Below are 20,471 nucleotides of genomic sequence, written 5' to 3' on the forward strand. Positions count from 1 at the left end.
ATGAATAGCTTGCGGTTAAATGTTTCACCTTACAGCAGTTTTATGCACGAAACCAAAGTCGACTTGGGCAATGGCATTGAATTGCATGTCGAAATGGGCGGCGAAATTGGCAATCCGACCATTTTACTGGTCATGGGCTTGGGCGCGCAGCTGCTGTATTGGCCGGACTTTTTCTGCAAGTCACTCATTGACCAAGGCTTTCGGGTCATCCGTTTTGATAACCGCGATATTGGCCTGTCCTCCAAAGTACGCCATCAGGGCGAGCGCCTGAATACCCTAAAACTGATGGGCCGTTTTGCCTTGGGTTTAGAAAATCAGGGGGCGCCTTATAACCTGTATGATATGGCCGATGATGTGGCCCTGCTGATTGATAAACTGGAGCTGGAACAGGTTGATGTGATTGGCGCTTCAATGGGCGGCATGATTGCACAGATTCTGGCGGCCCGCTATCCGGACAAGGTCAGAAAACTGGCACTATTGTTTACCAGCAACAACCAGCCTTTCCTACCGCCTCCTTTCCCGAAACAGCTGTTCAGCCTAGTGGGCAAGCCGGCATCCAATGATGAAGAAGGCATTATTAACCACAGCCTGAAACTGTTTAAAGTGATTGGTTCGCCAGGTTATCTGAATGAAATGGAAGCGGTACAGACCGCCCGTAAATTATATCAGCGAAGTTACCATCCAGCGGGTGTACTTCAGCAGTTTTTAGCAATATTATGTACAGGCTCATTGCGCAGTCTGGACAAGCAGATCCAACAGCCCACGCTGGTTGTTCATGGTTCTCGTGACCGCTTACTTCCACCTGCACATGGTAAGGCTGTTGCGAAAGCAATACCTGACGCTAAATTTGAATTAATTGAAGGAATGGGGCATGATATCCCTCCGCATTTCATTCCATATCTTAGCGAATTATTTGCTCATCACTTTAAATTATAAGCATTAGGACACTATGGCTGCATTACCATCCTTAAGACAGCTGTCATACCTCGTTACACTGTCTGAAACGTTGCATTTTACAGAAGCGGCGCGCCGTTCATTCGTGACTCAATCGACATTGTCGGGCGGAATCATGGAGTTAGAGCGCTTATTGGGTGGCGTATTGGTTGAACGCGATCGCCAGAATGTACGTTTGACTCCTCTCGGTGAACAAGTTGTAGCCCGAGCGCGTGTTCTATTGGCCGATGCACAGGACTTGATGCGTCTAAGCCGTGAAATGAGCGAGCCCTTAACCGGCGACCTGCATTTAGGTGTAATTCCAACCATTGCACCGTTCATTTTGTCGCAGCTGTTAGATGAAGTGCATAAGCAACTGCCAAAAATCCAGTTACACCTGCATGAAGCACAAAGTGAAAAAATTGTAGAAAAACTGGAACACGGTAACCTGGATATGGTGTTACTGGCGCTGCCGTTTGATACCCGCAGTCTGAAAGTTGCCGAAATTGCCAAAGAAAATCTGGTACTGGTCCACCATAAATCCGATGCACACTCGGCTCAGGCCAAGTCTTTAGAAGATCTGGACCTGTCCCGCCTGATGCTGCTGGAAGAAGGCCACTGCTTGCGTGATCATGCCTTAAGTGCCTGCCCGATTGGTGAGCGTAAAAATGATCATCGTTTAAAAGCCAGCTCGCTACCAACCCTGGTGGAAATGGTATCAGCCAACCTCGGCTTTACCCTGCTGCCTGAAATTGCCATTCATACCAATATGATTCAGGCCAATTCAGAACTGGTGGTAAAACAGATTGACGCAGCACCTACCCGCACCCTGGCCTTAGTAACGCGTAAGAGTACTCCGCTGCAAAGCGAATTTGATGTGTTATTGCAGATTCTGCAAAAAATATCGCACAGCTAAGTTCTTCAATACCCATAAAAATAAGGAGCATCAGCTCCTTATTTTTTTAGCGGATAAAAGCCTGACATTCTTTAAATATCAGGCTTGCTTCGCTTACTGAATCATCTCGATCAGGGTGCGCTGCGCATTGGAAGCTGGCTCGCCTTCTGCGGCCTGTGCACGAACCCAGGTGCCATCCCCCTGGAGTAGCCACGCCTGCTGGTTATCTTGCAGATAAATTTGCAGACCTTGCTGATAAATGCGTTTTTTCAGTGCCGGATCTTCAATCGGGAAGCAGGCTTCAACCCGGTTAAACAGGTTACGGTCCATCCAGTCAGCACTTGAACAGTAAATACGCGCATCACCATTATTGCTGAAGTAATACACGCGGGTATGTTCCAGGAATCGGCCGACAATGGAACGTACCCGGATATTTTCCGACAGCCCCGGCAAGCCCGGACGCAGGCAGCAAATCGAACGGATAATCAGGTCAATCTGCACGCCAGCCTGGGAAGCTTCATACAGTTTATTAATCAGCTGCATTTCGGTTAAGGCATTCACCTTCACAATAATTTGCGCTGGTTTACCGGCTTTGGCATTGGCAATTTCATCATCAATAAAGTTGATCAGCTGGGTATGCAGGGTAAACGGCGCATGCAGCAGCTTTTTCAGCTTGGCCATTTTGCCCATGCCGGTCAGTTCCTGGAAAATGCGGTGTACATCTTCACAGAGTTCCTTGTCTGTGGTCAGCAAGCCGTAGTCGGTATAAATCCGCGCATTACCGGCATGATAGTTACCGGTACCCAAATGCACATAACGCACCAGCTTGTTATTTTCACGGCGTACCACCAGAATCATTTTGGCATGGGTTTTATAACCGACAATGCCATAGACCACCACCGCGCCGGCTTCTTGCAGCACGTTGGCCACGGCAATATTGGATTCTTCATCAAAACGCGCACGCAGCTCAATGACCGCGGTCACTTCTTTACCATTACGCGCCGCTTCCGCTAAGACTTGTACGATTTCAGAATCGGCACCACTACGGTACAAAGTCTGTTTAATTGCCAGTACCTGCGGGTCACGCGCCGCTTCACGCAGCAGGTTAATCACCGGGGCAAAGGATTCAAACGGATGATGCAGCAAGATATCCTGCTTTTGCATGGCCGAAAAAATATTCTCGGACTTTTTCAACACTTTCGGAATCACTGGCGTATGTGAGTCATAACGTAAATGTGGACGTTTAAAGTTAGACAATAAACGCGCCAGATTCACCGGACCATCCACTTTATAGAGCTGATCTTCATGCAGATCGAACTCATTCAGCAGATATTCATAAATCGGTTGCGGACAGTTCTGGGTGACTTCCAGACGCACCGCGCGGCCAAAACGACGGGAGTTCAGCTCACCTTTCAGCGCTTTGGCCAGATCTTCGACATCTTCGTTTAAGGCCAAATCGGCATTACGGGTCACACGGAACTGATAACAGCCAGTCGCAGTCATGCCCGGGAACAGGTCCGATACATGCTCATGAATAATTGCAGACAGCATCACGTGATGTTCTTTACCACCAGTCAATTCATCTGGCAAACGCACCACACGTGGCAAGGAACGCGGCGCTGGCACCACGGCCAGGTCAATCTGACGGCCGAAGGCATCTTTCCCTTCCAGCGTTACAATAAAGTTCAGGCTTTTATTGACCAGACGCGGGAATGGATGAGCCGGGTCCAGGCTGATTGGCGTTAAAACCGGTGCCACCTGTTCCTGAAAATATTTTTTCACCCAGGCCGATTGGGCTGGCGTTAGTTCACCACGGCGCAAGAAACAGATATCTTCTTCACGCAGTTTAGGCAGAATTTCCTGGTTTAAAATACGGTATTGGCGCTCAATGGCAGCGTGGGCAGTTTGGGAAATCTGCTCCAGTACCTGTTTTGGAGTCAAGCCATCCGGGCTACGGCTTTCATTACCCAGATCCAGCTGCTCCATGACACCTGCAACACGAATTTCAAAAAACTCATCTAAGTTACGTGAAAAGATGAGTAAAAAGTTCATACGTTCCAGCAACGGATGCAAAGGATCGACTGCCTGCTCCAGCACGCGCAAATGGAAATCGAGGATAGAAAGCTCACGATTGATGTATCGATCATTATAGGTATAGTCTATTTGCGCAGGGGTCGCGCTCGCTGCCGTATTCATATGCACCCTATGACTTTTTCTCAAGTATTCACTATTCATAAGTATGCTTCAATTTTGTGACAATTTCATAAAAAAAGCCCACTGCTGTGGGCTTTTTTTCAATTTTACAACTCAAGGAATCTCGCTGTAACGCATGTATTTACGGATCATACGTTTACGCGGCTCCAAACCACGACCGGAACGGTTGTCCTGATAATATTTCGGATTCGGTAAAATCGCAGCCAGAAAAATCGCTTCTTCACGGCTGAGGCTGCGTGAAGACTTGCCAAAATAATGCTGGGTCGCCGCCTCAATACCGTAAATATTGTCGCCAAACTCTACCGAGTTTAAATACACTTCCAGAATCCGCTGCTTGCTCCACATGCGTTCCATCATCCAGGTCGCAATGGCTTCTTGACCTTTACGCAAAAACGAACGCTGGTTAAATAAAAACAGGTTTTTCGCCAGCTGCTGGGAAATGGTCGAACCGCCAGCCACCACCTGACCCTGATCTTTATTACGTTCCAGCGCATGTTGAATGCCTTCCCAGTCAAAACCATGATGCTGCATAAACTTGCCATCTTCGGCAGCGACCACGGCTTTTTTCAGATATTCACTGATCTGGTCATAGTCACGCCATTCATGCCGGATAGGCTGGGAAGTATCTGACCAGTAGTCCAGGCGCATCATCATGGTACTTTGTACCGGCTGGGTTCGCCACCAGGCCAGACTCGAGAAAATCCACAACTGGATCAATAAAAACAGACTGACAAGAATTAATAAGGTACGGACAATAAAAGCTTTCATGTCAGCTTGGGGCTCCTGAGGCGTGAATTTTTCGTGTTAAGCTTATAACGAAATAAATCATCATTGTATAAAAATAGCATGTCTGAATATTCACCGCCGCTGATTCACCGTAAACCCGAAACGCATTTATGGTGGCTGACGGCCCTGTTGATTGCCCTCAATATTGGTGTATTTGCCTGGCAAATCCTGACCGGTGTCGATGCCAGCCAGCCCAGCACCCGAGATGCGATTCTCTGGGGCGCCGACTATGCTCCCCTGACCTTTCTCGAACAGCCGCAGCGTCTGTTCAGCAGCATGTTTTTCCATTTTGGCATGATTCACCTGATGCTGAATATGTGGGCCCTGTATATTTTTGGCAGCGTGGCCGAACAGCTCTTTGGTCGGCTGTATTTTTTAGGTTTATACATATTGGCCGGACTGATGGGCAGCCTGCTCAGTGGCTATTTGCAGATTCAGGATTCCTTACAAATTCTCGCGCATGGCCTGACCAGCCCGGATTTACTGCCAAGTGTGAGCGCTGGTGCATCCGGTGCAGTGATGGGTCTGGGTGCTTCCCTGACGGTTTTATCATTATTGCCACGTCTGCCAAAACAGCGTTTTCTGCTGGATAAGAAAACCCTGTTACTGGTGATGGGCCTGAACCTGTTTATGGGCTTTATGATTAGCGGAATTAACAATGCCGCACATATTGGCGGCATGGTGATGGGCGCGGCCTTGGCTGCTATCTGGTACATCGGCCAGAAGCTGCACAAGTCAGCGCTGTTTTCGCTGCTGGCGCTGGCCGGCGCCGCCATCATCAGCTGGCTGTTTTATCAGTACTGTCTGCAACAGGTACAGATGCTTGCCCCGCTGTGGCAGGAAATTCTCGCGATGATGCGCCAGCAATTGCAGCTGTAACGCATACCCCACCATTTTAATGCAGAGATGAAACTTATTGATTCATCTCTCGCAGGCTTTGCAAAGGCGGAATATCAGATAAATAACTAAGCCGATAACGGCCAATTAAAGCACACAATAAAGTCATTACAACCGGCAAGATTAGCCAGATTTCCCAATGTGGCTGAATTGCCAGTTCCATCCGGTAACTGGCAATCGCACTAATCACCTCGGCAAACAGACAGGCCACCACTCCGGCAATTCCGCCAATCAGGCCAATTTCCAGACTCATCATCCGTTTTAATTTCTGCTTGGAACTACCAAAAGAACGCAGCAAGGCCACCTCACGTTTCCGCTCATCCATCAGCAGGTTTAAACAGGCAATCAGAACCAGAATCCCAGACACGGCCACCAATACTGCCAGAATGGTAATAATCTGTACCAACACATTCACAATCCGTTTAATCTCTTCCAGAATCAGACTGACATCAATAAATACGGTATTGGAAAACTGCTGGATCAGCTGCACCAGTGCCGGCCGGTCCTGCTCTGGCACATAGAAACTGCCCAGATAGCTGCCGGCATTTTCATCCATGGTTTGCGGTGAAAAAATAAAGAAGAAATTCGGACTAAAGCTTTCCCATTCCACGCTGCGCAGATTAATGACTTTGGCCTGCAACAAGCCTTCTGGCAAACTAAAGGTCAGCGTATCGCCAATCTCAATGCCCAGTTCTTGCGCAGTATTGGCTTCAACCGAAACCTGCCCGACCTGACTAAACTGTTCCTGTCCGGCCACAATCAGGTTATCGGCCGGAAAGCGCTCGGCCTGGGTCAGGTTCAGTTCACGTCGGAGCGAATTATTGTGCTGGATTAGCGCTTCTGCAAAGGGCTGATCGTTTTTGGCCACCAGCCGCCCGCGCACATTTGGGTACAGCGGCGTACTGTGCCAGCCCAGCTGTTCAAGCTGAGTCTGAAACTCCGGCATATCAAACGGTGGTAAACCATAAACAAACTGGTTCGGCGTGCCTTCCGGCAATTGCTGCTGCCAGCGATCCAGCAGATCGGTACGTAATACTGCCAGCACGGTAATCAGGCTAAGGCCCAGCGCCAGTGCGGTGATCTGAAACGCAGTCTGATACGGCGTGCGTACATAGGCCGAGATGCCGCTTTTTAAATTGCGGATCAGTTTCAGGAAACTCCAGACTACGGCATAGAGTACGCTACACAGCAGGATGATGGCGCCCATGACCCATAGCGTTAGCACAAGATTTTCAGTCAGCACCACACTAAATAGCATCAGGCTGAGTGTGCCGGTCAGCAGCATCCATAGCATCGACTGGACAGATTTTTCCTGCTGGCGAATCACCCGGATTGGTGGGGTATTGAGCAGCTGCCACAGACTTGGCAGAATAAAGCCCAGCAGTACCACGGCACTGGTCAGCATGGCAATCGGGAGTGGCCCCAGCAGCATCTCGACAGCCGAAAACTGCAATTGCAAATGCGGAATCAGCTGTAACATCAATTGCAACAGCCCATAGCCTAGCGTAATGCCGACCGCACTACCGAGCAGCATCGCCAGTAACAGCACCACCGCCAACAAGGTCAGATAAGCGCCCAGAATCTGTTTCTTGGTCGCGCCAATGCAACGCATTAAAGCAATATGATCCTGATTCTGCTGCACATAACGCTGGCTGGTCAGGGCAATGGCAATGCCACACAGTAAAATGGTGAGAATATTGGCCAGCTGTAAAAAGGTATCCAGATTGGCAATTGGACGCATCAAGCGGGTATTGCCTTCACTGGCATTGCGCAGGCGCAGCCCATCTGGTTCGCTAATATTCTGCCCGTCAATTTCCTGGGTCTTGGGCAAGCTCTCCTGATACTGTTTAAAATCCTGCTCGAACTGGCGGGTATGCTGGGGTGTGCCGGCCATCAGCAAACGATAGTTAATCCGGCTGCCGACCTGAATGGCATTGGTACGCGCCACATCTTGCTGGGCAATGATCACCGTCGGTGAAAAACCGTTAAAACCCAGTTCCTGATTGGAATCATGCTCGATGCTGGCTGTGACCTGAAAGGCACCATCGGCAATATTTAAGGTATCGCCCACCTGAATTTTCAGCAGCTCCATCGCGCGCTGGCTGACCCAGACCTCGCCCGGTTGAATGGCAGCAGCAGGCTGCGGTGCAACCCGTAGTTCGCCGCGTAACGGAAAGGCCTGATCAATGGCTTTGACATTCACCATCACAAATTCATCGCCGGTGTGCGCCATCGAGCTAAATACCGTAACATGCGACTGCTTTAGCGCTAACTCATCGGCCGCCGCTTCCCAGCGCGGTGCAATCGGTTTATTGTCAGACAGCACCAGATCACCGGCCAGCATTTCTGCCGCCTGCAAAGCCACCGCATTTTGAATCTGCTCATTGCTGAATTTCAGCGCGGTTGTGGCACTAATTGCCAGAATTAGCGCAATCAGTAACAGATAAACACCGGTACTTTTAAAACTCTGGGTCAGTAAAGGACGAAATAACGGGTTCATCTCATCCTCCTGCCGGGTGTTCCAGCAATTGTCCCTGACTGAGTTCAAAATGGCGCTGACATTGCTGCGCCAGTTTCGGATCATGCGTCACCAGCACCAAGGTGGTCCCCAGTTCACGGTTCAGTTGAAATAACAGCTGTTCAATTTCTTTGGCGGTTTCGCTGTCTAAATTCCCGGTCGGTTCATCGGCAAAAATGATTTTAGGCTCACTGATTAAAGCCCGGGCAATCGCCACCCGTTGCTGCTCACCACCCGACAGGACTTTCGGGGTCTGCTCTGCCTGCCGTTCCAGTCCGACTTTTTTCAGTAAATTACGCGCCTTGTGTTCGGCCTCGGCAAATTTAAAATTCGGTTGCAAGCGTAGCGGCAGCATGACATTTTCCAGTGCGGTTAAATGCGGCAATAACTGGAACGACTGGAATACAAAACCAATATATTTCAGCCGCACCAGCGCACGCTGTTCTTCATTCAGCTCCTGAATTGATTCACCACAGACCGTTAACTGCCCGGCACTGGCCTGATCCAAGGTCGCCAGAATCCCCAATAAGGTCGATTTGCCTGAACCGGAACGGCCGGTAATTGCCACCTGTTCCCCCGCCCGGATCTCCAGATTTAAATTTTCAAAAATCGTCAGTGTTTTTTGTGCAAGTTGTATCTTTTGTGTCAATTGTTGGGCAGAAATAATGCTTTGTGGCATGATGGCGGTATCTGTAGTGAATTGAGTCATAGTATCCTTAAATGCACATTCGCAATTTCAAAATGAGTTGTTTTGCTTATTTCGCTGTGGCGGGGCTTGCCTTCATGCCCATGCTGGTGTCTGCCAAAACCATCATGATTCTGGGTGACAGCTTAAGCGCCGGTTACGGTTTGCAACCACAACAAGGCTGGGTCCATCTGTTACAAAAACGTTTAGAGCAACAGTATCCGAAACAGCATAAAGTGGTCAATGCAAGTGTGAGTGGCGAAACCACCAGCGGCGCGCTGGCACGTTTGCCCAAATTACTGCAAACGCATAAGCCGCATGTGGTGGTAATTGAACTGGGCGGTAATGATGGCTTGCGTGGTCAGCCACCGCAGCTGATTCAAAATAATCTGGCGCGGCTGATTCAGCACAGTCAACAGGCCAAAGCCAAGGTGATTGTATTTGGCATGAAAATGCCACCCAATTATGGCAGCGCCTACAGCAAGGCGTTTGAAAATAACTACAAAGTGGTGAGCCAGCGTTATCAGGTCAAATTACTGCCCTTCTTCCTAGACGGTGTCGCCGGTAAAAATACCCTGATGCAAAAAGATCTGATCCATCCGACGGCTGCAGCCCAGCCCATTTTGCTGAAAAATGCCTATCCCTTCATTCAGGCAGCATTAAAATAAAGCCGATTCAACGCTGAGATGGTTTTCAAGATCCGGATTTCAGCCATAAAAAAAGCGGGACATCAATGCCCGCTTTTTAATTATTTTTAGAATCAATTAAAAATCAAAGAAAGTTACTTCACCAGTTTCTAATGAATATTCTGCACCTACGACTTTCAGCTGACCTTGCTCAATCAGGTTTTCTAACACTGCTGAACCATGACGTAGCTGATTCACTGAGGCAAACACATTGGAACGAACCGCATGTTTCGACAGCTTGGCCAAATCATTTTTCAGTTCAGTCTGCATCAGCGTTTCTACGGACGGGCGAACACGGTTCACAATTGACATCAGATTGGCAGATGGTGGACAGTCCGGGCACATCAAGGTATCAATGGTGGCCTGAATCGCGCCACAGTGACTATGGCCCAAAACCACAACCACGGCGCAGTCATAACGCTCTGCCGCAAATTCAACACTGCCGACCTGAGATGGCGCAACAATATTCCCTGCCACACGAATCACAAACAGATCGCCGAGTCCCTGATCAAAAACCATTTCTGCAGGTACACGTGAATCAGAACAACCGAGCACAATCGCAAAAGGATTCTGGTCTTCGGCCATCTCTGCACGTTGATGGTGGGTTAGTTGTTTCGGATGATTGGTATTGCCCGAAACAAAACGTTGGTTTCCTTGTTTAAGACGTTCTAAAGCCTCTTGAGCTGTGAGCATTCTTGTTACCACCAGTTTTTGAATTTTCAGCATTTTAATCCTCTGCCGAGGCAAAGTCACTTGCAAAAAAAATAGCTGATCAATTTTTATAAGATAAATTTTTTCAAATTTCCCTAAAGTAATTGCGATTTACATCACACTTCAAAAGCAGCACACCAACCCGGTCAAAAAACAGCTAGGTGACATTTTCTGCAAAGCCCTTACAATAACCAGAAACAGCATTTTCAATTCGACTTAAGGCGAAAATTTACACAATTCAAACAAGCCGAGCCGACGCCTATTTAAAAAATATTCTTGGGGATATCGTCAATGAAGCAGGATTCTTCGCGATTTTTGTCTTGGCCACGACTGGCAGTCCTGGCACTGGCACTGTCTGCGCCTCTGCTCAGCTCTGCCGCCAAACTCTCGCCTGAACAGCAGGTGGTGCAGCATTATTATCAGACTGAACGCCAGGCGGCGGGTCTGGTCTCGAAAAGCTTGAAAATTGGCAATATTACCTGGCGCTATAATGAAGGCGGCGATGTTAATCGGCCAACCATTTTGCTGTTACATGGCTTTGCCGGACACCGCGACAACTGGAACCGGGTGGCCAAATTTCTCACCCCGTCCTATCATGTGATTATCCCCGATTTACCCAATACCGGTGAAACCCAGAGTTCGGGCAATTTTGACCTGTCTGTACCAAGCATGAGCGCACAATTGCGTCAGCTGGTAGAAACCTTGAATATTGCCGACAAGCTGAATATTGCCGGGCACTCATTGGGTGGCTCTGTGGCAACGGTCTATGCAGCCCAATATCCGTTTGATACCCAAAGCCTGTTCCTGCTGAACAGTGCCGGTATTTATAAACACTCCAATACGCCTTATACCAAAGATCCGCTGTTACTGAAAAATCTGGTGGTCACCGTGCCGGGCGATTTAGACCATATTGCGCATCAGCTGATGCAAAACCCGCCGAAAGTACCAGAGCAGTTTAAATCTGCTCAAGAAAAACTGTTAATTTCACGGGCCAGTCAATCCTTAAAATTTATTGATCAGATGGTGACCCTAAACCGGATTTACACCCCGGACAGCTTTGCCCGCCTCACCCGCAATATTGAAGCACCGACCCTGATTCTCTGGGGCAAGCACGATAAAATTATTAATGTTGAAGTCGCCAAAGAATTACAGGGGCTGTTTAAACGCGCGGAAACCCCGGTCATTTTAAATAATGTCGGTCATGTGCCAATGCTGGAAGCTGAACAGCAAGTGGTACAACATTATTTACCCTTCCTGGCCAAAACACAGAACCTAAAAAACCCGCTAGCTGATAAACTGATTCCTTTAAATTAAGTTCCAGAGATTGTATGCAGCAAAACCCGATGCTTGAGCAGTTGATTGAAGCTCATCTTGACTTTTTAGCACATGAGTTTTCTCAGCCTGAAACCGTACAGCAGGAATTTCTGCATTTTTATCACTGGTTCCGCAAGCAGCATCTGAAAGATCTCTGGAGCTGCGAACAGCTGAATGACCTGCTGCAAAAACAGATTCTGGACACACCGGCCAGTGCCTTTCTGATTGAACAGATTGCAGAACACATCCGCTTTGCCCTGGTGCATCCGGTGAATGACAGCGCCAAAATTGCCGATGTCATTCCGGTACTGACCATTGATAAAATTGCCCAGTATGTGGCCAGCAAAAGTGGTCATCGTCAGCGTCTGATTAAAACCGTGGTCAGCAATCCGGCCTTTTCTGCGATGATTAGCCAGTTAATCCAGCACTCGATTCAGGATTATCTGGACAATTCACTGATTGCCAAAAGTGTGCCTGGCGTGTCGCGTTTTATGAAAATGGGCAAATCGGTACTGGAAACAGTGACCGATTCCAGTTTAGACAGTGCAGTCAGCGCCTATTTGCAAAAGAATATCTTAAAGCTTAGCCAGATGAGTGAGTCGGTCCTGAACCAGCATTTTGATGATGACAAGCTCTATCATCTGCAGGCCAATATCTGGCACAAGATTAAAGACCTGCCTTTGTCGGTCCTAAAAAATTATATTGAAGTACAGGACCTGCCACAGACTGTAGCGCTGGGCCATGAAATCTGGGACTTTATGCGCCAGAGCGATTATTTAAAACAGCAGCTACATGATGGGGTACACGCCTGGTATGTACGTAATCAGGAGCGCACTTTTGACCTGTTATTGCGTGATCTGAATATTGATGAAGCCCTGATTCAGCAAGAATTACAGCAGCTGTTAAACCCCGTGATTCAGCAGATGCTGTCGCAGCAGTATTTACGGGAACGTGCGCGGCTCTATCTAGAAAAGTTTTATTATTCCGAGCCGGCACAGAAAATTCTGGACACCCGTACCTAAGCCTCAAAAAAAGCCGCAATTGCGGCTTTTTCTTGCTTGATCATTGAAACGTAGATGTTTAGCAGTTGATGATTAGAACTTGGCCATCAGGTTAATGCCATAACGGCGGCCATCTAGAAGCTGATCACCATCACGGTCTTCAGCTTTTTCATCCAGCAGGTTATACACGCCAAATTTACCACTGATATTTGGGGTAAATTTATAGTTCAGACCCACATCTAAAAACTCATAACCCGGATTTGGCTGGGCAACAGAAGTCCGGCTTAAATAGGCAGATGTTTCTGAACGATAATGCAGGCGTGACCAGATATTCAAGGCATCATTAATTTCATGATCGACCGTAATATTCAGCATATGCTCCGGCATCTGGTTTACAGGCTGGCCTTTGAACTCACCTGTCTTAAATTCGGAATCGGTAAAGGTATAGTTGGCCATGAGCGTGGTGTAATCACTCAGGCTGGCTTCCAGAGTCGCTTCCACACCTTTTAACTCGGCTTCATCGACATTAATCCGTTCACTGATGAAATAAAACGGTGTATCGCCTTCAAAACATTTCCACTCCTGCCAGTTATCCCGGTTGGTCGAGCTGCCATCGGTATCGGTTTCGCAGGCACGCACTTCGGTAATCCGGTCTTTATACTGAGTGACATAAGCGGTTAAGGACGCCTTGACCCTGTCATTTTGCCAGTTCACGCCCAGCTCTGAAGACAGACTCGATTCCGGGTCTAGGTCCGGATTGGCGCGAATAATGCCGCGTCCGGTGGCTAACGGTGAACCACCACCGCCGGTGACACTATAAAAGCCTTCCGTGGCAGCACGAATATCCGGCTGTTTATAACCGGTTGACACCCCACCTTTCACGGTCCATTGGTCATTCAGGCTATACACGCCATATAAGCGCGGCGAAACATGACCACTGTAGTTTTCGTCATGGTCATAGCGCAGCCCGGCGGTTAAATCGAAACGGTCACTCAAATGCCAGGTATCTTCCAGAAAAGCCGCGGCCGACCAGCGGGTTAATTCACTAAACTCCGGCGCATTCGGATTACGGTTGGTGGCCTTATCGGTGAGTTTCTCATCTTTATAATGCGCACCAAAAGACAGTGTATGATTGCCCAGCAACCAGTTCCACTGGTTATTAAAGGTCCAGGTATCCAGTTCAATGCCTTTGGTGCCCAACTGGGTATTACCACGATCGGGGTTTTTAGAATTTTCATACTGCAGATAGGTGGTACTATCAAGCTGATCGCTATAACGGCCATGATGGGTTAAGGCATAAACATGACGATAATTACGTGAACTGGAATCGGCGGCATTGTTGGCCGGTGCAACCGTTTTACCCACCGTGGTTTCCGATTCCTGCTGGACAAAATTGGCTTCCAGTTGCAGATCATGATTGTCATTGAGTATATAACTCAAGCGGCTATTCAGGCTTTCCCGTTCAGTCCCGCGAAAACCGCCAACATAGGCATCTTCTTCACGTTTTTGCTTATTCAGCGACAGCTGTAAACCAAGCTTGTTCTCTAGTAATGGACCCGCCAGATAGACCGAGCCATTTTGAATATCACCGGCATTGCCCTGATCCTGAATGACACTGCCCAGTTCGACACTGCCCGACCAGCGGTCACTGACTTTCTTGGTAATAATATTCACCACCCCGCCCATCGCATCTGTTCCATACAGTGTTGAGGCCGGCCCACGAATAATTTCAATTCGCTCAATCGCGGAGACCGGCGGCAAAATATTTTTCTCAAAACCGGCATCATCGCCATTTGGATTGACATCACGGCCGTATTGACGTTTGCCATCGACCAGAAACAAGGTGTAATTCGAGCTCATACCGCGAATGCTGATGGTTTGTGCCGAGCCAGAACCGGACACCACCACGCCGGGAGTATGTCTAAGTACATCTGTAATATCATTATATTCACGCTTTTCCAGCTCTTCCCGATCAATCACGGTAATGGACGCCGGCGCCTTGGACAGGTCCTGTTCATAGCCGGTAGCGGTTACCACAATGGTATTTAACTGGGTCGCATCTGCAGTGCTATTGTCTGGATTTGCTTGAGCAAGGCTGCTCATCACGGCAAGGACCGCAAAAGATAATGCTGACTGGTTCAGAGTTTTATTCATCAGGTTATCCCAATTTAATTAAGGAGAAATTCTGTGTATTTCGTTGCGCATTGTAACAATCTTTACTGATAATTCAATTAATACCGATAATTATTATCATTAATATATTTATTTAAGACAGTAAAAAGCCTCCACGATGGGAGGCTCATTTGCTGAAGTGAAACTTATTTATTATTTAAAATAAGCACCTTCGGCCTGGCTGTGGTCAGTCTGGTCTACCACACGCATTAATTCAGGCACATGCTGTTTTAATGTGGTTTCTACACCCTGTTTCAGCGTGACATCAATCGCTGAACAGCCCTGACAACCGCCACCGAATTTCAGGATCGCGGTTAAACCGTGTTCCGGATCTTCAACCACTTCCACCAAGGCACAGTTACCGCCGTGACCGGCAAGGCCCGGGTTAATTTCAGACTGTAACACGTAAGTAATACGCTCTTCGATTGAGGCATCCGGACCCACGCGTGGCACTTTCGAGTTAGGCGCACGGAAGGTCAGCTGACCACCAAAACGGTCTTTGTTGTAATCAATAACCGCATCCAGTAAATATGGAATAGACGGGGTGTCGATATAGGCCGGAAAATCCGGATAATCCTGCTTATAATCTGTTGGTACGACTTCTTCTGGCGCACTATAAGCCATACAACACTCAGCACGCGGCGTTCCAGGATTCTCAACAAAAACACGCACACCAATCCCCGGTGTATTTTGCTTTGCCAATAAATCTTTTAAATACTCTTGAGCATTTGGGGTGATCAATAAGTTTGGAATCTCTTCTGCAACTGCAGTGCTGTGGTTCTCAGTCGACATAACAATATTTCCTCATGCTGAAGTTGCCATTTTAACTGAAGATGCGGGGGAATTAAAAAAATTCAACTAAAATTGTCGGAATTATCCTATGAAAGTTCTGTTTCATTTGTTTTTTAATGGCATTATGATCAGGAAACCCGAAAAGAAGAACATCTGTTTATGTTAGATTTACCGTTTAATCATACTGTTACGCTGATTGTGATTACAGCGATTATCTCCTTTATTGCTTTTTCCAAAGAAAAAGTCATGAACCGGCTGATTTTCTGGCCACCGGCGTTGGAACGTGGTCAATATGACCGCTTCATTACCCACGGTTTTGTCCATGCCGATGGTACCCACTTGCTGTTTAACATGATTACCCTGTTTTTCTTCGGCAGTATTATTGAAAGCTTTTACCGTCAGTATCTGTATGATCTGGGCTTTGTACTGTTTTATTTAGGCGGTCTGATTGCCGCAATTTTACCGAGTTATCTGAAACACAAAAATGATCATCGCTGGGCCAGCCTGGGTGCTTCCGGTGCGGTGTCTGCAGTACTGTTTGCCTATATCCTGTTTGAACCATGGAAACTGATTTTCGTGTTCTTTATTCCGGTTCCGGCTATTATTTTTGCGGTGCTGTATGTGGCCTATAGCATCTGGTCGGGTAAACGTGGCAATTCCAATATTAACCACAGCGCGCATTTGTGGGGAGCAGCCTATGGGGTGATTATCACCATCATGATTGAGCCGCGTTTAATTCCACATTTCCTGAATAAACTTAGCCAGCTTCCGTTCTAAATTTGAGCAATCTGAAGCGCCTGCGGTATATTTTGACAACGCATAACTACAAATTAACACAGTATGCCGCAGCGGTTGGCGTCTAAAATTACTCGAATAATAACGAAGATGGAAGATGAGAGATGAAAAAGTTATTTCTGATTGCCGGCTGTTTACTGAGCTTGAGTGCCTGTGCCGTCCATACCCCAGAAGGCCGTTTGGTGATTGATCCTGACTCACGTATTTATGGCCATCCAGGAGATTTCTGCCCACCAGGTCAGGCCAAAAAAGGCCGCTGCTAAGCCCATTTGCCCATTTAGCCTCCAGAACGGAGGCTTTTTACTGCGCCCTCATAAACTGCAATTTCATTGGATAATTCATACAATTTTGGTAGTTAATGCCACCCCATCTCGCAATTTGGCATAGATAATGTATACATCTGTATATTAATTTGCTTTCAAGCTGCGAGTTTTTGCATGTCCACATTAGACGGCCTACAATTTCCACATTTCGAAAACCAGAAACCAAGTACTTCACGCACAGGACGTGCGATTATTGCCGAGGCACTGGCCGGTGTTGCACCGCAACTGTCCCAGCAAACCCTGTCTGAAAAAAACTGGCGCAAACAGTATCCCAAATATTTTAAGGCGCTGGTCGAATACGGCATTCAGACCTGCCAGAACCCGATTCAAATTGCTGAACAGGGCCTGAATAAAGCACATGGCAGTTTCGAGTTTTATCGACATGGTCAAAAACATCTGCTGAAAGATGTGATGAGCCTCGATGCCCAGCCTTTGCACACAGTTAAAATCCAGGGCCAAAGCACGGCGGCGCCGGAATGGTATGTGCCGTATCAGGGACAGAAACTGCAAGGTCAGACACTGCTTGAGCAAATCCAGCGCTGGGAAGATGGCGGGATTATTGAACACAGTCATGCTCAAGCTTTACGTGCAGCAGTCGCTCATCCAGAATGGTTCGATTTATCAGACCGTACCATGGTGCTGTTTGGTGCTGCTTCTGAAGCTGGCCCCCTGACCTGGCTATCGAAATGGAAAGCCAATATTGTCGCGGTCGATTTACCCAATGCCCGGGTCTGGAACAAAATTCTAGAAACCGTGCAACAGGGTAATGCCACCCTGTATGCACCAGCGACTGAAGCGGTAGATGAAAACAGCACGACTGAGCTATTAAAAGAGCAGCTTGGCGCCAATTTACTGACTCAAACTCCTGAAATTGCCCAGTGGCTAACCCAGTTTGAACAGCAGCTGGATTTGGCTGCAATTGCCTATTTAGATGGTGAAAAACACGTGCGTGTGGCCATGGCGATGGATGCAATTATGCAGGCCGTCAGCACGCAAAAAGCCGATACCAGCCTGATGTTTATGTGCACCCCAACCGATGTCTATGCAGTGCCTGCCGATGTGATTCAGGCCTCAAAAGACAAGTATCAGCAGCGCTCGAAAGCCCAGCAACTGCTGACCCGTGGGGTTTCAACGGTCACAGCGCAGCATTTCTTCCAGAAAAACCTGCATGATCTGGTGCATTCAGACAATGGACAGGATTACGGGATTGCCGACTGTCTGGTGGTGGAACAAGGACCGAACTATGCGCTGGCCAAACGTATTCAGCAATGGCGCGCCACCCTCGCCCGTCATCAGGGACAACGCGTCAGCATTAATATTGCACCATCAACCACGACCTATTCGGTGACTAAAAATCCGTTATTAAAAGCGGCATTTAATGGTGCCAGCCTGTTTGATGTAGAAGCTTTTGCGCCAGAAACCACCAATGCGATTATGGCCGCGCTCTGGATTCATGACCTGCGTAATCCACAGTCGGGGGCCAATCCGGAAGTAACCCTGAACCATCCTTTAGAGTTGATGATGGAAGGGGCCAACCATGGCGGTTTATGGCGTGTCGCATATTTGGCTCGTACTGCCCTGCCTTTTGCAGCCTTATATGGTTTTGCTACCGAGAAGCTGCCTAAAGGCTTACTGGCCAAGTTAAAGAAATAAGAGATTTTAATCTCTCTTCGATCGTTCCCTCTCTCTTGTGTAGCGGTGCTACGTATCCAAAACGGAGAGGGAGATTTTTTTAGAGACCTGCTGTCTACCTGAAAGATAAAAGAGTGGATAGGTTCATTAAAGAAAGAGAAGCTTTGATATTGCTTAGGCTATTTCCTTACCCCCAGCCCTCACCCCTTGAGAGAATGCATTGTAGATTTGCTGTCTATCTAAAAAATAAAGGACGTCACGACTTAGCATTTGGATCATCTGTTTCATCTACAGATATAAAAAAACGCTGCCCAGGCAGCGTTTTTTATTGCGGATGAACCGGCTTAGAATACTTTCAGGAATAACCAGAACAGGCCACCCGATAAACAGATGGTTGCAGGCAAGGTGAAAATCCACGCCGACAGAATGGTTTTAACCATCTGGAAATTCAGGCCAGATTTATTCGCCACCATGGTCCCGGCCACCGCACTGTTCAAGACATGCGTGGTCGATACCGGCATACCAAAGCCATCTGCTGCAGCAATGGTCGACATCGCCACCAGCTCGGCTGACATACCCTGACCATAAGTCATGTGCTGTTTACCAATCCGTTCACCCACGGTGACCACAATACGCTTCCAGCCGACCATGGTTCCTAAGCCCAGTGCCAGTGCCACCGCAACTTTAACCCAGGTTGGAATATATTGCAGGAAGGAATCGAGATGGTCACGGTAATCATCGACCACTTTTTCCTGTTCCTTGCTCATGGCAGGTAAAGCTTCCGCTTTATCCAGACGCTTGAATGACGTGGTGCTGAGGTACATATCATTACGCAATGCTGCCACTTCTGCTTCCGGAATATTTTTCAAATCGCCGTATTGACCCACACGCTCACCTAAATGATCAGTCAAACTGGCCAAAGCCGGTACCACTTCTGGGGTGATTTCCTTGGTCTGGATGTACTTGGTGATTACTTCACGGGCCTGCGCATCCGGAATATCGGTATGGTTGGCATAAATTGCAGACGCGGTTTGCGTCGACAATTGCTGGAAAGACTGAATATGCTGGTTGTCCAGTTCCTTATTCAAGGAATAAGCCAATGGCACAATCCCAATCAGGATCAGCATGATTAAGCCCATGCCTTTCTGACCGTCATTAGAACCGTGGGCAAAGCTCACCCCAGTACAGGTAAAGATCAGGATGGCACGGATTAATGGTGGTGGCGGTTTATTGCCTTCAGGCGGCTGGAACAGTTCCAGCTGACGTTTGAAAATCTTTTTCACCAGCAGGAACAGTACGGCAGCAAAGGCAAAACCAATTAATGGCGAGAACAGTAAAGCCTTACCGACTTTCATCACCTGTTCCATATCCACGCCGGATGCACCAGCGCCCGCATTGAGGATGTAGTTCATAATTCCCACACCCAGAATGGAACCAATTAAGGTATGCGAACTTGAAGCCGGAATACCGAGGAACCAGGTGCCTAAATTCCAGAGAATGGCCGCAATCAGCATGGCAAAAACCATGGCAAAACCTGCGCCTGAGCCAACATTCATGATCAGCTCGACCGGTAGCAAGGCAATAATACCGTAGGCCACGGCACCACTGGCGACCATCACCCCAAGGAAGTTACAGAAACCGGCCCACATTACCGCAACCGGTGCAGACAAGGCATTGGTATAAATGACCGTAGCCACCGCGTTGGCGGTGTCATGGAAACCGTTAACAAATTCAAAGCCCAGCGCAATAAATAAAGCGGTGGCCAGCAGAATCACCGAATACAGGCTAAGCGCCGGAACATGCGATAAATCTGCCGATAATTGAAAGCCAATATAAATAAGCGTTGAAATAATAAGCGTTAGAAACACCGGCATAAAGAATTTCGGTGTTGGCACATGAACATTGGTCGACTTTTTCGGAGCCGACTGGTGTGCTGAATCTACGGGAGTTTGATTAGAATTCATGCAAGCAGGAAAAGAGGATACAAAATCCCCTTATTGTTCAGTTAAATTGTGACAATTATATGACAAAAGCAGGTCAAATAAAGTAATTTTTCTACTTTATTTGCCACAATTTCCTGATAATTTTATAGACAAAAAATCAAACTATTTAAAATA

The 20,471-nt window shown here is 47.8% G+C and carries 17 protein-coding genes; 9 read left to right on the forward strand and 8 right to left on the reverse strand.

The features are described from left to right. Both VF685_RS04175 and oxyR read left to right on the forward strand, forming a co-directional pair. Complete coding sequence (locus VF685_RS04175) at window positions 1–936, forward strand: alpha/beta fold hydrolase (protein ID WP_045796061.1); 936 nt, start codon at window positions 1–3, stop codon at window positions 934–936. A gap of 13 nt (window positions 937–949) precedes the next feature. Further along, on the forward strand, window positions 950–1,849 hold the full coding sequence (gene oxyR, locus VF685_RS04180; RefSeq protein WP_005179377.1) for a LysR family transcriptional regulator OxyR: 900 nt from the start codon (window positions 950–952) through the stop codon (window positions 1,847–1,849). Between the two features lie 93 nt (window positions 1,850–1,942). On the opposite strand, the gene ppk1 is transcribed toward oxyR, so the two are convergent. Continuing rightward, window positions 1,943–4,024, reverse strand: a complete 2,082-nt coding sequence (gene ppk1 / locus VF685_RS04185; protein ID WP_104487327.1) for a polyphosphate kinase 1 — start codon at window positions 4,022–4,024, stop codon at window positions 1,943–1,945. A 111-nt stretch (window positions 4,025–4,135) separates the two neighbouring features. After that, a complete protein-coding gene (mtgA, locus tag VF685_RS04190; protein WP_045796058.1) occupies window positions 4,136–4,810 on the reverse strand; it encodes a monofunctional biosynthetic peptidoglycan transglycosylase in 675 nt (224 codons plus the stop codon). A gap of 78 nt (window positions 4,811–4,888) precedes the next feature. Between mtgA and VF685_RS04195 the strand changes: the two genes are divergently transcribed. After that, the gene (locus VF685_RS04195; RefSeq protein ID WP_163145574.1) at window positions 4,889–5,707 is read left to right on the forward strand and encodes a rhomboid family intramembrane serine protease; all 819 of its coding nucleotides are present in this window, start codon (window positions 4,889–4,891) and stop codon (window positions 5,705–5,707) included. A gap of 34 nt (window positions 5,708–5,741) precedes the next feature. Here VF685_RS04195 and VF685_RS04200 read toward each other — a convergent pair whose 3' ends face one another. Continuing rightward, window positions 5,742–8,225, reverse strand: a complete 2,484-nt coding sequence (locus tag VF685_RS04200; protein WP_180087693.1) for an ABC transporter permease — start codon at window positions 8,223–8,225, stop codon at window positions 5,742–5,744. A gap of 1 nt (window position 8,226) precedes the next feature. After that, a complete protein-coding gene (locus tag VF685_RS04205; protein ID WP_168383173.1) occupies window positions 8,227–8,952 on the reverse strand; it encodes an ABC transporter ATP-binding protein in 726 nt (241 codons plus the stop codon). Between the two features lie 32 nt (window positions 8,953–8,984). Here VF685_RS04205 and VF685_RS04210 point away from each other — a divergent pair, with 32 nt between their 5' ends. Continuing rightward, on the forward strand, window positions 8,985–9,596 hold the full coding sequence (locus VF685_RS04210) for an arylesterase (RefSeq protein ID WP_005179403.1): 612 nt from the start codon (window positions 8,985–8,987) through the stop codon (window positions 9,594–9,596). 96 nt (window positions 9,597–9,692) lie between these two features. Here the strand turns inward: VF685_RS04210 and VF685_RS04215 are convergent, their stop codons facing one another. Further along, entirely contained in the window at window positions 9,693–10,307 is a 615-nt protein-coding gene (locus tag VF685_RS04215) for a carbonic anhydrase (RefSeq protein ID WP_034598190.1), read from the reverse strand. 309 nt (window positions 10,308–10,616) lie between these two features. On the opposite strand from VF685_RS04215, the gene VF685_RS04220 reads away from it, so the two are divergent. Next, window positions 10,617–11,639 carry an alpha/beta fold hydrolase gene (locus VF685_RS04220; protein WP_286384855.1) on the forward strand — a complete coding sequence of 341 codons (1,023 nt, stop codon included), beginning with the start codon at window positions 10,617–10,619 and terminating at the stop codon, window positions 11,637–11,639. A gap of 14 nt (window positions 11,640–11,653) precedes the next feature. Then, on the forward strand, window positions 11,654–12,661 hold the full coding sequence (locus VF685_RS04225) for a hypothetical protein (RefSeq protein WP_104513534.1): 1,008 nt from the start codon (window positions 11,654–11,656) through the stop codon (window positions 12,659–12,661). A 72-nt stretch (window positions 12,662–12,733) separates the two neighbouring features. On the opposite strand, the gene VF685_RS04230 is transcribed toward VF685_RS04225, so the two are convergent. After that, a complete protein-coding gene (locus VF685_RS04230) occupies window positions 12,734–14,794 on the reverse strand; it encodes a TonB-dependent receptor domain-containing protein (RefSeq protein WP_163145572.1) in 2,061 nt (686 codons plus the stop codon). A 171-nt stretch (window positions 14,795–14,965) separates the two neighbouring features. Beyond that, the gene (gene nfuA, locus VF685_RS04235) at window positions 14,966–15,604 is read right to left on the reverse strand and encodes a Fe-S biogenesis protein NfuA (RefSeq protein WP_005179419.1); all 639 of its coding nucleotides are present in this window, start codon (window positions 15,602–15,604) and stop codon (window positions 14,966–14,968) included. Window positions 15,605–15,763: 159 nt separating this feature from the next. On the opposite strand from nfuA, the gene VF685_RS04240 reads away from it, so the two are divergent. From VF685_RS04240 to VF685_RS04250, 3 genes are all read left to right on the forward strand, one after another. Beyond that, window positions 15,764–16,381 (forward strand): rhomboid family intramembrane serine protease, encoded by a 618-nt coding sequence (locus VF685_RS04240; RefSeq protein WP_005179422.1) that lies wholly within the window; start codon window positions 15,764–15,766, stop codon window positions 16,379–16,381. A gap of 122 nt (window positions 16,382–16,503) precedes the next feature. Next, window positions 16,504–16,662: a hypothetical protein gene (locus VF685_RS04245; protein WP_005179424.1), complete on the forward strand. Its 159-nt coding sequence runs from the start codon at window positions 16,504–16,506 to the stop codon at window positions 16,660–16,662. A gap of 174 nt (window positions 16,663–16,836) precedes the next feature. After that, window positions 16,837–18,375, forward strand: coding sequence for a hypothetical protein (locus VF685_RS04250; protein WP_104487316.1), 1,539 nt, complete (start codon window positions 16,837–16,839; stop codon window positions 18,373–18,375). A 323-nt stretch (window positions 18,376–18,698) separates the two neighbouring features. Here VF685_RS04250 and VF685_RS04255 read toward each other — a convergent pair whose 3' ends face one another. Continuing rightward, the gene (locus tag VF685_RS04255) at window positions 18,699–20,318 is read right to left on the reverse strand and encodes an inorganic phosphate transporter (protein WP_005179429.1); all 1,620 of its coding nucleotides are present in this window, start codon (window positions 20,316–20,318) and stop codon (window positions 18,699–18,701) included. Window positions 20,319–20,471 lie beyond the last annotated feature (153 nt).

This window comes from Acinetobacter sp. Brlt_5 (assembly GCF_051949055.1).
Taxonomy (GTDB): domain Bacteria; phylum Pseudomonadota; class Gammaproteobacteria; order Pseudomonadales; family Moraxellaceae; genus Acinetobacter; species Acinetobacter indicus.